Origin of the sequence: Desulfovibrio sp. JY, assembly GCA_021730285.1 — a bacterium.
In the GTDB taxonomy this organism is placed as follows: Bacteria; Desulfobacterota; Desulfovibrionia; order Desulfovibrionales; family Desulfovibrionaceae; genus Solidesulfovibrio.
The window spans coordinates 1,746,780-1,761,385 of the sequence record CP082962.1 but is presented as its reverse complement, the minus strand read 5'-3'; the positions used below and the strand labels follow the sequence as shown (position 1 = coordinate 1,761,385).

Annotated in this window: 10 protein-coding genes; 5 read left to right on the top strand and 5 right to left on the bottom strand. The window is 66.2% G+C overall.

Annotated features, from left to right (window positions below):
- The first annotated feature begins 71 nt into the window (after nt 1-71).
- Together K9F62_07890 and K9F62_07885 are read left to right on the top strand one after the other, a co-directional pair.
- Nucleotides 72-1,133 carry a tRNA(5-methylaminomethyl-2-thiouridylate) methyltransferase gene (locus K9F62_07890; GenBank protein UJX42577.1) on the top strand — a complete coding sequence of 354 codons (1,062 nt, stop codon included), beginning with the start codon at nt 72-74 and terminating at the stop codon, nt 1,131-1,133.
- 176 nt (nt 1,134-1,309) lie between these two features.
- Entirely contained in the window at nt 1,310-3,316 is a 2,007-nt protein-coding gene (locus tag K9F62_07885) for a molybdopterin-dependent oxidoreductase (protein ID UJX42576.1), read from the top strand.
- 22 nt (nt 3,317-3,338) lie between these two features.
- Here K9F62_07885 and pyrF read toward each other — a convergent pair whose 3' ends face one another.
- Genes pyrF through glmS form a run of 3 tightly spaced genes read right to left on the bottom strand, consistent with a single transcriptional unit; the run spans nt 3,339 to nt 7,758 of the window.
- Nucleotides 3,339-4,028 carry an orotidine-5'-phosphate decarboxylase gene (gene pyrF, locus K9F62_07880; GenBank protein UJX42575.1) on the bottom strand — a complete coding sequence of 230 codons (690 nt, stop codon included), beginning with the start codon at nt 4,026-4,028 and terminating at the stop codon, nt 3,339-3,341.
- Between the two features lie 13 nt (nt 4,029-4,041).
- The gene (locus tag K9F62_07875; GenBank protein UJX42574.1) at nt 4,042-5,925 is read right to left on the bottom strand and encodes an N-acetylmuramoyl-L-alanine amidase; all 1,884 of its coding nucleotides are present in this window, start codon (nt 5,923-5,925) and stop codon (nt 4,042-4,044) included.
- Nucleotides 5,926-5,934: 9 nt separating this feature from the next.
- A complete protein-coding gene (gene glmS / locus K9F62_07870) occupies nt 5,935-7,758 on the bottom strand; it encodes a glutamine--fructose-6-phosphate transaminase (isomerizing) (protein UJX42573.1) in 1,824 nt (607 codons plus the stop codon).
- A gap of 713 nt (nt 7,759-8,471) precedes the next feature.
- Between glmS and K9F62_07865 the strand changes: the two genes are divergently transcribed.
- The 3 genes from K9F62_07865 (at nt 8,472) to K9F62_07855 (ending at nt 11,351) form a co-directional block, all read left to right on the top strand.
- The gene (locus K9F62_07865) at nt 8,472-8,966 is read left to right on the top strand and encodes a transporter (protein UJX42572.1); all 495 of its coding nucleotides are present in this window, start codon (nt 8,472-8,474) and stop codon (nt 8,964-8,966) included.
- 103 nt (nt 8,967-9,069) lie between these two features.
- Nucleotides 9,070-10,563: an outer membrane homotrimeric porin gene (locus tag K9F62_07860; GenBank protein UJX42571.1), complete on the top strand. Its 1,494-nt coding sequence runs from the start codon at nt 9,070-9,072 to the stop codon at nt 10,561-10,563.
- Nucleotides 10,564-10,700: 137 nt separating this feature from the next.
- Nucleotides 10,701-11,351 carry a M15 family metallopeptidase gene (locus K9F62_07855; GenBank protein UJX42570.1) on the top strand — a complete coding sequence of 217 codons (651 nt, stop codon included), beginning with the start codon at nt 10,701-10,703 and terminating at the stop codon, nt 11,349-11,351.
- Here the strand turns inward: K9F62_07855 and K9F62_07850 are convergent.
- Together K9F62_07850 and K9F62_07845 are read right to left on the bottom strand one after the other, a co-directional pair.
- Nucleotides 11,344-13,938, bottom strand: a complete 2,595-nt coding sequence (locus tag K9F62_07850) for a PAS domain S-box protein (protein ID UJX42569.1) — start codon at nt 13,936-13,938, stop codon at nt 11,344-11,346. The two genes, K9F62_07855 and K9F62_07850, sit on opposite strands and share 8 nt — an antisense overlap.
- The gene (locus tag K9F62_07845) at nt 13,898-14,515 is read right to left on the bottom strand and encodes a hypothetical protein (protein ID UJX42568.1); all 618 of its coding nucleotides are present in this window, start codon (nt 14,513-14,515) and stop codon (nt 13,898-13,900) included. Before K9F62_07845 ends, K9F62_07850 begins: the two co-directional genes overlap by 41 nt.
- Nucleotides 14,516-14,606 lie beyond the last annotated feature (91 nt).

Sequence of the window (14,606 nt, the reverse complement as noted above, 5' to 3'; positions counted from 1 at the left end):
CCGACCGGCAACTTCGGCGGCCGACGGAGCGGCCCCTTGCCAGGCGGCCGGCGAACCCTTAGCTACGCCGCATGAAATCCTACCACGCCCTGGCCCTTTTCTCCGGCGGCCTCGACAGCATCCTGGCCGTCAAAACCGTCATGGCCCAAGGGCTCGACGTGTTGTGCCTGCACTTTGTCAGCCCCTTTTTCGGCAAGCCCGACAAGATCGACCATTGGCAGAACATCTACGGGCTCGACATCCTCCCGGTGGACGTGGCCGACGCCTACGTCGCCATGATGGCCGCCGGCCCGGCCCACGGCCTGGGGAAATTTTTAAACCCCTGTGTGGACTGCAAGATCCTCATGCTGCGGCTGGCCAAGGAGCTGCTGCCGACCTACGGCGCGTCGTTCATCATTTCCGGCGAGGTCATCGGCCAGCGGCCCATGTCCCAGCGCCTGGACGCGCTCAATATCATCAGTCGCGACTCGGCCACGCGGGGACTGCTCCTGCGGCCGCTTTGCGCCAAGCGCCTGCCCGAAACCGAGGCCGAAACCTCCGGGCTCGTGGACCGTACGCGGCTCCACGCCATCTCCGGACGCGGCCGCAAGGACCAGATGCTCCTGGCCAAGACCTTCGGCCTGACCGAAATCCCCACCCCGGCCGGCGGCTGCCTGCTGACCGAGGAACCCTCGGCCAAGCGCTTTTTCCCGCTTTTCATCCACAAGCCCGCGCCCACGGCGGCGGATTTCGCCCTGGCCAATATCGGCCGGCAATACTGGACGGGCAACCGCTGGTTGGCCATCGGCCGCAACCAAGCGGACAACGCGCGCCTGGAAGCCACCCTCGGCCCGGACGACCTCGTCTTCAAGGTGCGCACCCTGCCCGGCCCCCTCGGCGTGGCGCGAAAACTCCCCGGCGCGGTCTGGGACGCGGCAACCGTGGCCGACGCCGCCGCCTATTTCGCCTCCTTCAATCCCAAGGCCATGGCCATCCCCGGCGATGTGCACGTCGACGTGGCCGGCTTCGACGCCTCGCCGGTCACGGTCACCCCGGCCCGCAGCACGCCCCTCGCCTGGAGCGAACCCACCTGGGAAGCGGCCAAGAAAGGCAAACGTGCCCGCTTCACCCAGCACGGCGTGGGGGGAAGATAGAGGAGGAAGGGCGAAGAGGATGCGAGAGGGGAACCCTTTTTGGAAAAAGGGTTCCCCTCTCGCGCTCTCCCCTCCCCAAAACTTTCAATAGGTTTCCAAGGCGGTAAAGCAAATAGCGAAAGCAGATGCACCGACGGCGATACGCCCTGTGCAGAACCATCTTTTTCGAGCGTGACATGCCATTCCAGAAAGCCATTTGTCCCTACGACTGCCCCACCACCTGCGGCCTGCTGGTCAAAACCGACGGCGACCGCATCGTGGGCGTGCAGGGCGATCCCGACGCCCCCGCGCCCCACGGCAAGATCTGCGGCAAGATGCGGCGCTACGAGAAGTCCATCCATGCGCCGGACCGGATTCTCACGCCGCTTAAGCGTATCGACGCCAAGGGGTCGGGCCGGTTCGCCCCGATTTCCTGGGACGAGGCCATTGCGGCCATCACGGCGCAATGGCGACGCGCGCTTCGCGAATCGGGGCCGGACTCCATCTTGCCGTTTTACTACTCGGGGGTCATGAGCCATATCCAGCGCAATTGCGGCGAGGCCCTGTTCAACAAGATGGGGGCATGCTCCCTGGTCAAGACCCTGTGCGCCTCGGCCAAGAGCGCCGGGTATGCGGCGGTCATGGGCAGGACCGGTTGTCTCGATCCCAGGGAACTCGACGACAGCGATTTCTTCCTCGTCTGGGGCGCCAACATGAAGGCCACACGGCTGCAGGGCATGGCGGACCTGCTCAGGGCGCGAAAACGCGGCAGGCGCGTCGTCCTTATCGAAAGCTACGCGCACGATATGGCTCCCCACTGCGACCAGGTGGTGCTGGTCACCCCGGGCACGGACGGGGCCCTGGCCCTGGCCCTGATGCATGTCCTGGTCGCGGAGAACCTGGCCGATTTCGATTTTCTGGAAAAGGAAAGCCTCGGCTTCGAGGAATTCAAGGCCTCCCTCGCCGCGAACACGCCGTTATGGGCGCAGGGCGTGACAGGGGTTCCCGCACGCGTCATCGTCGCCCTGGCACGGGAATACGCCACAGCGTCCGCACCGGCCATCATTTTGGGCAGCGGCAACTCGCGCCACGGCAACGGCGGCATGACCGTGCGCCTGATCACCATCCTGTCCGCGTTCACCGGAGCCTGGAAGCGCCGGGGCGGCGGGCTGTGCGGCTGCGATCCCGGCGGCGGCCCCTATGTGGACGCCAGGCGCATCACCCGCCCGGATTTGCGCGAAAACACCGCGCGCAGGGTCAACATCAACAAGCTGGCCTCGGCGCTCAATCCCGACCAATCGCAAACGCCGATCCATTGCCTGCATGTGTATGCCAGCAATCCGGTCGGTTCGGTCTGCGACCAGCAAGGCATCCGGCGCGGGCTGGGCAACCCGGACCTGTTCACCGTCGTGCACGAACGGTTCATGACCGACACGGCGCGTTATGCCGACATCATCCTCCCCGCCACGTTCTCGGTCGAACACACCGATTGTTACAGCTCCTACGGCTACTGCACCTTCGGCACGGCCTACAAGACGATCCCCGCCCCGGGCGCCTGCAAAAGCAACTGGGACATCTTCCGTCTGCTCGCCCAGGCCATGGGCTATACGGACAGCCCTTTCGACCGTGGCGAGGAAGCGTTGCTCGAAGAACTGCTACGCCATCCGATGCCCGCGTTGCAGGGGCTTTCCGACGGGCAACGGGAGACATTGCGACGCGGCGGACTGATCTCCGTCCCGTATGCCGACCACACCGCCTGGAAAACGCCCTCGGGCAGGATGGAAATCGTCAATGCCGCCCTGGCCGCGCCCATGCCGGGGTATCGGGAGAACCACGGCGGCCCCTATCCCCTGCGGCTTATCGCCGCGCCGAGCGTCGAGACGCTCAACTCCGTTTTTCTGGAACGCGAAGGGCTGGTAACGCGTCGCGGGCCGATGACCCTGGCCATGCATCCCGGGGACGCGGCCGCGCGCGGCATTGACGACGGCGACGCCGTCATGGCGCATAACGACCTCGGGGAGGTGGCCTTCGTCGCCCGCGTCACGCCTCTTGTCGCCAAAGGCGTGGTCGCCGCGACAGGCGTTTTCAAGGCCAGCCAGTCCGCCAACGGCAATCTGGTCAACACCCTGCACCACGAGCGTCTCTCGGACCTCGGCGAGGCCACGACGCTCAACGACAACACCGTCGAGGTGCGACGGGCGTGAAGAAGCGGTCGCGCCTGCCGCGCTAACCGATCTCCCGCAGGATGTCCCGGGCGGCGGCGAGGGGGTCGGGGGCCTTGGTGATGGGGCGGCCGACGATGATGTGCGTGGCTCCGGCGGCGATGGCCGCGGCCGGGGTGGCGGTGCGGGTCTGGTCGTCCGGGGCGCTGTCCAGGGAGCGGATGCCGGGGGTGGCGATGACGGGCAGGCTGCCAAGGTGGCGGCGCAGGGCCCCCGCCTCCAGGGGCGAACACACGACACCGTCGGCCCCGGCGGCAAGCGACGCCTCGGCCCGCAGCCGGGCCAGGTCGACTAAGGACCCGGCGTAACCGGTCTGCTGCAACTCGTCCACGCCAAGGCTCGTCAGCACGGTGACGGCCAGGACCTTGGTCGCGCCCTTGGTTTTGGCCGCCGCCGCCACCACCTGGGGATAGCCGTGCACCGTGGTCAGGGCGATGTCGTGGCCGGCGAGCTGGCGCGTGGCCATGGCCACGGTCTGCGGGATATCGTGGAACTTGAGGTCGAGCATGACCTTGAACCCCCGCTTGGCCAGCGCGTCGCACACGGAAAAACCGGCATCGAGGAAAAGCTGCAAGCCTACCTTGAAAAATCCCACCGCCGGGGCGAGGCGATCGGCCATCTCCAAGGCCTCCCGCGCCGTGGGCAGGTCCAGGGCCACGATGAGGCGGTCGTCGAAACGGTGCGGCTGGGGCATGGAAAACCTCTGGTCAGATTTTGGCGTAGCGTTCGATGCGTTTCTTGTAGGCGACGATGCCGTCGGCCAGCCCGTCGGCCAGCCTGTGCAGATAGGCGTCGGAACCGAGGCGCTTGGCCTCGGCCGGATTGGTGATGTAGCCAAGTTCCACCAGCACGGCCGGCATGTTGGCCCCGATAAGCACGAAAAAAGGCGCTTCGTGGGGGCCCCGGTCGCGGATGCGGTACATGCCGCGCAGTTCGCTTATGGCGCGCTTTTGCACGAATTTGGCCAGGTCCTTGGACTCGGACGTCTTGGACGACAGCATCAGGTCGCTTAAAATCGCCTGGAGATCGCTGATTTTTTTCTGGGAAGCGGCGTTTTCCCGGGCGGCCACGCGCACCGCGTCGCGCGAGTTGGCCAGGTTCAGGGAATAGGTCTCGAGCCCCGAGGAATCGGGGTCGCCGTGGGCGTTGCAGTGGATGGAGACAAACAGGTCCGCGCCCTGGCTGTTGGCCATCTCCGTGCGCTTTTCCAGGGGGATGAACACGTCCGTGGTCCGGGTATAGAGGACCTTGAAGCCCCGCTTGCGCAGTATCGCGCCGAGCTCCTTGGCGAATCGCAGGTTCACGTCCTTTTCGGTCACGCCGTAAAGCCCCTGGGCGCCGGGGTCCTTGCCGCCGTGGCCGGGGTCGATCATCACGGTGCGCACGGAAAGCCCGAGCTGCTCGACCAAACTGCCGAGGTTCTTCTTCCCGGCCGCCGACGGGGTCAGCGGCTTGCGGTCCGTTTTTTCCGGCGCGGCCTTGGCCACCTGGGTCTTTTTGTCCGAGGCCGCGTCATCGTCCGCCGATTGGGCGGTTTTGCCCTTGCCCTTGCCGGAGGCCTCGGCCCGGAACTGGCCTTTCCCCCCGCCGCCGGCCTCCCCGTCCAGATCGAGGACGATGCGAAACGGCCCGTCCTCGGAATGGATCTCGTATTGGCGCACCCCGTCGAGCTCCAGGACCACGCGCACGGTTTCCGGCGTGAAATAGCCGGCCCGCATACGGGACACCACGCCCTTGGCGAAGCGCTTTTCCGAGGGGATGGCGGAGCCGGTGCGGGTATTGTCCAGGTCGATATACAGGAGCTTGACCTGCTCGCCGTTGCCGCGCTTCTGGTCGAGGAGCTGGTAGCGAAAGGTCGTTTCCCGGTCCAGGGTCAGGGTGAGCTTGCCGCCGCCGGAACCCGCCTTGACCAGCGCCCGCTTGAGCAGCGCCGGCCGGGCCGAGGTGGCGGCCGGGGGGCCGGAGGATTTTCGGGCGTCGCCGGCCTTGGCGCTTGCCGAGGCTTTGTCCGGAGCCTTGTCCGGCGCTTTCGCCTTGGCCGCCTCCGGCTTGTCCTTGGCGGCGTCGGCGTCCATGGCGGCCAGGAGCTTTTGGGCCTGGGCGGCCATGTCGCCCTTGGGGTGGTCGCGCAGGAGGCGCTGCAAGTCCGCCCTGGCCGCGTCGGGCTTTTTAAGGTGCTCGGCCATGATGGCCGCCCGGCGCAGCAAGGCGTCGTCGCTCCAGGCATGGCGGGGATAGGCCTTGGCCACCCGGGCGTAGAGGGACGCGGCCGCCTCCCAGTCCGCGTCCAGGTAGGACCGCTCGGCCAATTCGGCGTTGGTCCAGGCCTCGTAATAGAGAATCTTGGCCCCGAGCGGGTCCTTGCCCGCCGCCTTGGCCAGGGCGGCCAGCTTGGCGTCGAGCGCCTTCCACAGGTCGCGCCGGTCCTTGGAGCCGGCATCGTCGCGCAGGGATTTGAATTCCTTGACCGCCGCCTGATAGCCCGAGGCCACGTCCGCGGCCCGGGCCGCTCCCGCCGCCAGGAACGCCGCCAGGGCCACGACCGTCAGGGCCGCGGCCAGTCTCCCGAAAAACGCCGTCATCCGTGCCACAGCGGCAGCCTACTCCACGGTGACGCTCTTGGCGAGGTTTCGCGGCTGGTCCACGTCCTTGCCCAGGTAGTCGGCCATCTCGTAGGCGAAAAGCTGGAGCGCCGGCAGCATGAGGAAGGTGGACAGCGGTCCCCAGGCCGCCGGGATCTCCCAGGGGTGGTCCACGTCGAGGTCGGCCCCGGGCTGGGTCAGGGCGATGATCTTGCCGCCGCGCGCCTGGACCTCCTGGAGGTTGGACTTGACCTTGGGATAGAGCCCGTCGCGGGGGGCCAGGGCGAAGGTGGGAAACTTGGGGTCGATCAGCGCGATGGGGCCGTGCTTCATCTCGCCGGCGGCGTAGCCTTCGGCATGGATGTAGGAAATCTCCTTGAGCTTGAGCGCCCCCTCGAGGGCCAGGGGATAGCAAAGTCCCCGGCCGAGAAACAGGAAACTGCGGGCTTCGGAATACACCCGGCACAGCTCCCTGGCGCGCTCCCGAAGCGCCGGCAGAATGCCGTCCAAAAGCGCCGGCAGCCCTTCCAGGGCCGGCACGCAGTGCGCGGCCACCTCCGCCGGCAACACGCCCTTTTTCCGGCCGAAAACCATGGCCATGAGCGTTAAAAGCGTGAGCTGTGAGCACATGGCCTTGGTCGAGGCCACGGAAATCTCCGGTCCGGCCTGGGTGTGGACCACCACGTCGGCCTCGCGGGCCACGCTCGAGCCGACCACGTTGCAAAGCCCGATGACCCGCGCCCCGCGCGCCTTGGCCAGGTGCATGCCGGCCAGGGTGTCGGCCGTCTCGCCGGACTGGCTGATGGCCAGCACCGTGTCGCCCGGCCCGAGCACCGGTTCGCGGTAGCGCAGCTCGGAGGCGATCTCCACCCGGGTCGGGATGCCGGCCCACTGCTCCATGAGGTACATGCCCCACAGCCCGGCGTGGTACGAGGTGCCGCAGGCCACGATAAAAAGGCGCTCGGGCGCGTCCATGGCTTCGAGCTCGGGCAGGACGACCTGCTGCGAGCCGCGCTGCACCCGGCCGGCCAGGCAGTCGGCGATGACGCGCGGCTGCTCGAAAATCTCCTTGAGCATGAAATGCTTGAATCCGCCCTTCTGGGCGGCGCTGACGTCCCAGGAGATGTGCTGCACCTCTTTTTCCACCGGAGTCAGCGTGGCCACGTCCAGGACCTGCCAGGAGCCGGCGTCGATGCGGGCCATCTCGCCGTCGTCGAGAAAGACCACCTCGCGGGTGTAGGGCAGAAAGGCCGGGATGTCCGAGGCCAGGAAGTTCTCGCCCACGCCCACGCCCATGACCAGCGGCGACTGCTTGCGGGCGGCGTAGAGCATGCCCGGGTTGTCGCGGCTGACCACCACGATGGCGTAGGAGCCCTCGACCCGGGAGAGCGCCTTGGAGATGGCCTGTGCCAGGGAGCCCTTTTCCTTATAGTAATGGCCGACGAGCTGGGCCAGGACCTCGGTGTCGGTCTCGGACACGCAGCGCACGCCGGCTTCGGCCAGTTCCTTTCGCAGGTCCTGGTAGTTCTCGATGATGCCGTTGTGGACCAGGGCGATGGAGCGGGAGGCATCGAGATGGGGATGGGCGTTTTTCTCGGTGGGCAGGCCGTGGGTGGCCCAGCGGGTGTGGCCCACGCCGGAGGTGGCCAGGTAGACGTTTTGGGCGGCGAGCTTGGCCTCGAGGCCCGCCAGCTTGCCCTCGGCCTTGACCGTAATCAGGTCCTTGCCCTGCAAAAACGCCACGCCGGCGGAGTCATAGCCACGGTATTCCAGCCGCTTGAGACCTTCGACGATGACCGGAATGGCCGGCCGGTGTCCGCAGTACCCGATGATGCCGCACATACTCTCTCCCCGCCGATGGAAGGCCCAGGGCGTCCGTTTGCGCTTCACGAAAGCCGTCAGCCGGCGTTTCGAGAGCGGTATTGCACTCGCGCGTGTCGTCCGGGCGCGACGCCGGCCGTCTTGGGCCTTTGGGCGTCTCGCCGGCAACCCGGGCGTGCGCGAACGCCCAGATTGCGTTGTGGCCACCTTTAGCCCGCCTTGCCCGGCCTTGCAACACGGCCGCCCAGTTTCCCGTCGGGGGTATTTCCGCCCCGGCACTTTTTTTCGCGGGTAAGTATTACCCGGTTCAAACAACCGGGAAACTATGACCCAACAGCCGCACCCCTTGTGGCAAAAATTCCTTACCCGAACAACATACTGTTTTTTAATGAAATACTCCCAAATCGCAACAATTCGCCGCCGAAATTCCTTGAGAAATCAAGGTGCCCAAGTCCCACGACACGCCCCACAACCGTCACATGATTTTTTAGCATACTGAAATAATACAATATTCATTTCGGATCGGTATTTGCCATAGGCGAAGCATCCAAAACGGCCACCAGGGCGCGATGGCGCGCACCTGGTCCGGGGCCGGCGCGGCGGCTTTCGCGCCAGGCCCGGAAACTGTCGGAGACAGCGTCGCCTCTTTGCGGCGGCGCGGCGGCTTACGACGTAAACGCTTGGTGTAACAGGAGGAGTTCGAAGAGTTCAACCAGTAACGGTGGGGGGGTGTGATGACGCTGGCTATTTTAATCGCCATATCATTGATGTGGCTGCCTGTGGCCCTGCTCTTTCTCGGCTACGGCGAGGCCAAGGGAACGGGCGCTATCTGCGCTTTTGTGGGCATCTGCGTCGTGATCGGCGCGTTTGTAAACGCCATCCAGAATGACGCTTTTACGGCAGGCCTGCTTTTCGCCCACGGGCTCTTGTACTGCGTGGTTGCCTACGCCTTGCTGACCGGGCTCGACAACATGCGCTCCGTCGGCAACGTAAGCTTGACGGTGGCCATTATCTCCTTCATCTATATGCTGTTGTACTACCACGTCAAAGGCAGCAACTACTTCACGCTGGCCTGTGCCGGCTACACGGTGCTGACCCTTGAGGTGTGGCTGAACGCCTACGGCAAACTGTCGGCCAAGATTGTGGCTTGGTCGCTGATCATATGGGTCCCGGTCGGGCTTTACATCCCGGCCTTTTTACTGCTTTCGGGCAAGCCGCTGCCTTTCTAGGCCGCGACCGTCCGGGACCCGGGTCGACACCAGACCCGGGTCCGTTGCGTTTTCCACGGCGTCGGTTGGGGAATGGGGAAACACTCGCCACGGAGGAGGGAACATGAAACGTCTTTTGTGCATCATCGCGGCCGCGCTTATGCTCACGGCCGCCGTCCGCGCCCAGGCAGCCACCGAGGTGCGGATGACGGGCGACGCGCTCGTTTACGGCAACTTTTTCGCCAACCGGAACTTCACCGGCTGGAACACCGCCAAATGGACCAACGAGGCCGGCAACATCCGGCCCGCCGGCTCCCAAACGGAAGACCGCTTCGAGATCTGGGAACGCTTCCGCCTGCGTTCCGACTTCATCGCCAACGAGGCCGTCAAGTTCCGCCTGGGCATCCTCGTCGAGGACGTCTGGGGGCATGGCACTTTCACCGCCGCCAACCCGACCGTGGCCGTGGAAGTCTATCAGGCCTACCTGCAGTTCAAGTGGCCCGGCTGCGACGTCCAGGTCAGCGCCGGTCTCCAGCCGGCCTCCATTCCGCAGTCGTCCTTCTTCGCCGGCAGCGTGGTCTTCGACGAAAACGTCTCGTCGCTGATCATCACCGCCCCGTTGATTCAGGATCACCTGTCCATGGTCCTGGCCTACGTGCGCACCATCGCCAGTGACCGCACCTACGCCCCGACCACCACCTCGATCTATTCCAACGAGGAAGGCTACATGCTGGCCCTGCCGTTCACCATGGACGGCTTCAAGGCCACGCCGTGGGCCCTTTTCGGCGTCGGCGGCAAGGGCGGCCATTACCTGACCGAAGCCGGCTGGGCCGAGGGCCTCATTTCCTCGGGTCTTTTCAGCATGGCGCCCGTGGGCTGGAAGAACAACTTCATCACCGCCCTGTGGGCCGGCACGACCCTCGAAGTGCTGGCGCTCGACCCCTTCAAGTTCTACGCCGACGTCATCTGGGGTCAGCACGGCATGAACGAGTACGCGAAAAACGTGCGTAACGGCTGGTTCATCGACGCTGCGGCCGAGTACACCGGCTGGGACGTGCTCACGCCCCAGGCCTTCGGCTTCTGGTCCACCGGCGAGGACAGCTCCACCCGCAACGGTTCCGAGCGCATGCCGAACTTCTTCCCCGGCTCCGGCCGCGGCGGCGAGCACGAGGGCGGCACCATCTCCTGGAACGCCGGCAACAGCTTCCTGTTCGACGGCGGCCAGGAACTGGTCAAGGGCTCCAACATGGGCATCTCGCCCGTGGGCAACTGGGGCTTTGGCGCCTCGCTCAACAACATCAGCTTCATCGAGAAGCTGACTCAGCGCTTCACCTTCGCCTACGTCCACGGCAACAACTCGGCCAAGGCCATCCGCTACGCCAACTTCGTGCTCGGCAGCAATCCGATCTTCCAGATGGGCCGCGACCTGACCGACAAGGAATGGGTCATCGGGCTCAACTTCGACACCAAGTACATGCTGTATGAAAACCTGGCCCTGATCCTCGAGACCGGCTGGGCCCATCCGAGCCAGTTCCAGAAGACCGTCTGGGGCCGCCGCCTGGCCAACAAGGCCGAAGACGCCTGGAAGGTTTCCTGCGGCTTCAAGTACACCTTCTAAACCGACCGCAGCACCATGACCGACGCCGGCCGGGCCCCTCCTGGGGCCCGGCCTTTTTTGCGACAACCGGAATGCAGCCGTATCCTTGACATTCACGGCCCAAACGACATTGTGGCCAAAACACTCGGAGGCTTGCCATGACACGCCGCACCGTCGCCCTGCTCGCCCTGTGCCTTGCCGTCTTCCTGACCCCCGCCGCCCGGGCCGCCGGGCCCGCCACCCCCGAGGCCGCCGGACTGGTCGACATCACCACCGTCGCCCCGGACATCCGCCTCGACATGCGCTACGCCACGCCGGACAATTTCACCCATGTGGCCGTCTACCCGGCCGCCCGCTGTTTCTTGCGGGCCGACGTGGCCAAACGGCTGGCCAGGGTCCAGGCGGATCTCGAAAAAGACGGCCTCGGGCTCAAGGTCTTCGACTGCTACCGGCCCTTTTCCATCCAGCAGAAGTTCTGGGCCCTGGTGCCAAACGAGGATTGGGTGGCCAAACCCGTGGAGAAAAACGGCAAACCCGTCTCCGGGTCCAAGCACAACCGGGGCGCGGCCGTGGACCTGACCCTGGTAACCGCCTCGGGCAAGGCGCTGCCCATGCCGTCCGGATTCGACGATTTCACGGAAAAGGCCCGGCGCGACTACACCGGCGGCGACCCGGCCGCCAGGGCCAACGCCAAGCGGCTGGAAGCGGCCATGGCCAAGGAAGGATTCGAGCCCCTGCCCTCGGAATGGTGGCATTTCGACGGCCCGGGCTGGAAGGGCTACGACCTGCTCAACGTGCCCATCAATTGACGTCCGCGGCCCCGGGCCGGGGAATCAGGGGGAAAAACACCTCGAAAACGCTTCCCCGGCCCACGGCGCTCGTGACCAGCACCGCCCCGCCGCAGCCCTTGACGATGCCGTGCACCGCGGCCAGGCCCATGCCCGTGCCCTGGCCGGGTTTCTTCGTGGTGAAAAAAGGCTCGAAAATGCGGTCGCAGATGTCCGCCGCCATGCCGTGCCCGGTGTCGGAAACCCAGAGCTTGGCGTACGGCCCGGACGGCAGTTCGGTCAGCGGCGTGCCGGCGGCGAGGCACGGCCCGAGGGGACGCGGCGGCTCGGGTATGGCGATAAGCCCCACCTCCAGCACCCCGCCCTCGGGCATGGCCTGGGCGGCATTGAGGCACAGGTTCATGAGCACCTGATGGATCTGGGCCGGATCGGCCTCGATGGTGAGCGCCAGCTCGGAGACCCGCTGGCGGATCTCCACCCGCTGGTCGATCATGCCCCGGGCCAACTTGAGCGTCTCCTTGACCAGCGGGGTCAGGGGCAGCGGCCCCACGGTCAGCTCGCCCTGGCGGCTGAAGGTGAGCAGCTGGCGCACCAGGTCCCTGGCCCGCTCCGAGGCCCGCACCACGTCGGCCAGGGGCTTTCGCAGCGGGTCCTTCCAGGGGATGTCGGCCAGAATCATCTCGGTATTGAGCAAAATGGGCGTCAGGATGTTGTTGAAGTCGTGGGCCACGCCGCCGGCCAGAACGCCGATGGCCTCGAGCTTTTCCACCTGGCGCAGCCGTTTTTCCAGGCCCATCTCGTAGGTCATGTCGCGCACGAGCAGGATGTAGTTGGCGATCTGGCCGGCGGCGTCGCGCACCGGGGAAATGAGCGTCTCGGCCACGCCCTCCTCCCCGCCCGGACGGGGCAGGCGCACCCGGCCCGACCAGCGCAGGCCAAGCCCCAGCATCTTGCGCACCGATTCGCCGAGAAAGGTGCCGAGATGGCGTTCCAGGTCCAGCCAGCTCGACCCGCCCTGGCCGCCGCCGACAATCTGGGCAAAGGCCGGATTGGCGTATTCCAGGCGGAAATCCCGACCGACGATGACCAGCCCCTCGGCGCTCTGGTCCACGGCCGAGACCAGCAGCATGCGCTCCTCCTCGGCCCGCTTGCGGTCGGTGATGTCCCGGGCCGCGCCCTCGACGCGCAGCAACCGGTCCGACTCGTCGAGCACCGCCCGGGCGTTGATGGACACCCAGACCGCCCGGCCGTCGCGGCGCACCACCTGCATCTCGAAATCGAACACCCGGCCGCGCTGGGCCAGCTGGCGCAGAAACTCCAGCCGGTCCTGCTGCCGGGCCTGGATGCGGGAAAAAAGATCCCCCTGTTCCAGCAAAATCTCCTCGGGCGAGGCGTAGCCGAGGATGCGGGCCAGGGCGGGATTGCAGGCGGCCATGGCCCCGTCCGGATCGAACTGGAAAATGCCCTCGGCCGAATGCTCGAAAATGTCGCGGTACTTGGCCTCGCTGCGGACAAGCTCCCGCTCCATGCGCCAATAGGCCGTCACGTCGCGGCCCATGGCTTGGTATTCGCCCACACGCCCGGCTTCGTCGAAAATGGCCCGCACCGTCCAGTGCAGGCAGCGCTGGTGGCCGTCGGGCAGGGTGAGCATATGGCGGATGTCCACCACCGGGGCGCGCGGCGTCAGGGCCAGGATGCGGGCCCGAAGCGCCTGCCCCTCCTTCTCGGGCACGCTCTCCAGGAACAGGCCGCCGAGAAGCTCTTCCACGGGGCGGCCCATGGACCTGGCCACGGCCCGGTTGACGAAGATCCGGCGCAACCGGGCATCGAGGCGCACCACCAGCTCGGTCTGGTCCTCGACGATGGCCTGGTAGCGACGCCGGCTGGCGTCGAGTTCCCGCTCCGCCTTGCGATGCGAGGTGATCTCCGTGAGCGTGCAGCACACGGCGTTCACCGCCCCCCCCTCTCCGGCCAGCGGAATGAGCGTGGTCTGAAAATTCCGTTCGCGGCCGTCGACGGTGTGGCGCACCTCGTCCTCCCGCACCGCGCCCCAATCGAACACCTCCAGGGCCGCCGCCCGGAAGCGGGCGAAGGCCCGTGCGTCGACGCAGTCCGCCATGGGCCGGGAAAGAAGCTCCCGACGCTCCCGCCCATGCAGCCGTTCGAACGCCCGGTTGACGAACAGAAAACGGAAGTCGCGGTCCACCACGAACACGGCCGCGAAGGCGCTTTCGACCACCTCGACCAGCCGCCCCGGATCAAAAGAGCCCAGGGTCTGGGAAAACACGCACACCACGCCCGCCGGCGCACCGTCGTCCCCGGCCAGACGGACGCAAACCGCCCGCGCCGCCTGGACAGGGGCGACGCCGCCGGCGCACGGGCAGCCGGGACACGGCGCGTCCCGACCGAAAAGCTCCAGGTGGCAGGCCGTTCCGGCCGCCCCCAGACGCTGGCGGCCCATGGCGTTGCCCCGCACAAAGGCGCGCGAGGCGTCAAGCACCGCCACCCCCTCGGGCAGCCGCTCCAGCAGGGCGCTGACTGGCTCGCCCGTCAGCGCGCGCGGCCCCTCACTTGCCAGGGATAGTGCGAGTCGGATCGGAGACGCCATCGGGCGAATACCACTTGCGGGACGGGGCCTTGGGCAGGGTGACGCCCTTGGCGATCTTGTCCTTTTCGTAGGCGCGGGCCAGTTCGTCGAGATCGACGGCGTCCGGCTCGACCAGGACCATGGCCGCCGGGGAGCCGTACGTGATGGAATAATAGGCGAGCTTGAGGTCGCCCGTCGCCGGATCGAACTTGAGCTTGACCTTGAGGTCGCCCTTGCGCCAGCGCAGGATCTCCGTGCCGCCTTCCGTCACGATGGAAGGCTTGCCGAACTCGGCGGTGAGCTGTTTGGCCAGCACGGCATGGTTGATGATGCCGTCGAGGCGCACATACGCCGCAAACATCTTTCCCCCGACAAACCCGTAGAACACCACCGGAGCCTTGCCGGCCAGCCTATAGGATTCATTGAGGTTGACGGCGTAGGCAATATCACCCACCGTCTTGAGCGTCATAAACGACGGCAGCGTATCGAGCCGACTGCCGAAAGCCGTTCCGGCAAACCCATCCACCCGTTTGGCCAACGTCACCTGTGCCGAAGCCATCACCACGACCAGCGCCGCCAAGAGAACTCCCCACCGCATATCCCCTCCTTGCAATCCGGTTTTCGGCACCCTACCGTCGCTTATGCGGCGAACGCAAGACACGTTGGTAAAATAACCTGCCCCGCAACTG

What these genes read in the sequence shown, in the direction of transcription:
- K9F62_07865 (UJX42572.1), top strand. Translation starts at nt 8,472, where the DNA reads ATGACGCTGGCTATTTTAATCGCCATATCATTGATGTGGCTGCCTGTG.
- K9F62_07855 (UJX42570.1), top strand. Translation starts at nt 10,701, where the DNA reads ATGACACGCCGCACCGTCGCCCTGCTCGCCCTGTGCCTTGCCGTCTTC.
- K9F62_07890 (UJX42577.1), top strand. Translation starts at nt 72, where the DNA reads ATGAAATCCTACCACGCCCTGGCCCTTTTCTCCGGCGGCCTCGACAGC.
- pyrF (UJX42575.1), bottom strand. Translation starts at nt 4,028, where the DNA reads ATGCCCCAGCCGCACCGTTTCGACGACCGCCTCATCGTGGCCCTGGAC.
- K9F62_07860 (UJX42571.1), top strand. Translation starts at nt 9,070, where the DNA reads ATGAAACGTCTTTTGTGCATCATCGCGGCCGCGCTTATGCTCACGGCC.
- K9F62_07850 (UJX42569.1), bottom strand. Translation starts at nt 13,938, where the DNA reads ATGGCGTCTCCGATCCGACTCGCACTATCCCTGGCAAGTGAGGGGCCG.
- glmS (UJX42573.1), bottom strand. Translation starts at nt 7,758, where the DNA reads ATGTGCGGCATCATCGGGTACTGCGGACACCGGCCGGCCATTCCGGTC.
- K9F62_07885 (UJX42576.1), top strand. Translation starts at nt 1,310, where the DNA reads ATGCCATTCCAGAAAGCCATTTGTCCCTACGACTGCCCCACCACCTGC.
- K9F62_07845 (UJX42568.1), bottom strand. Translation starts at nt 14,515, where the DNA reads ATGCGGTGGGGAGTTCTCTTGGCGGCGCTGGTCGTGGTGATGGCTTCG.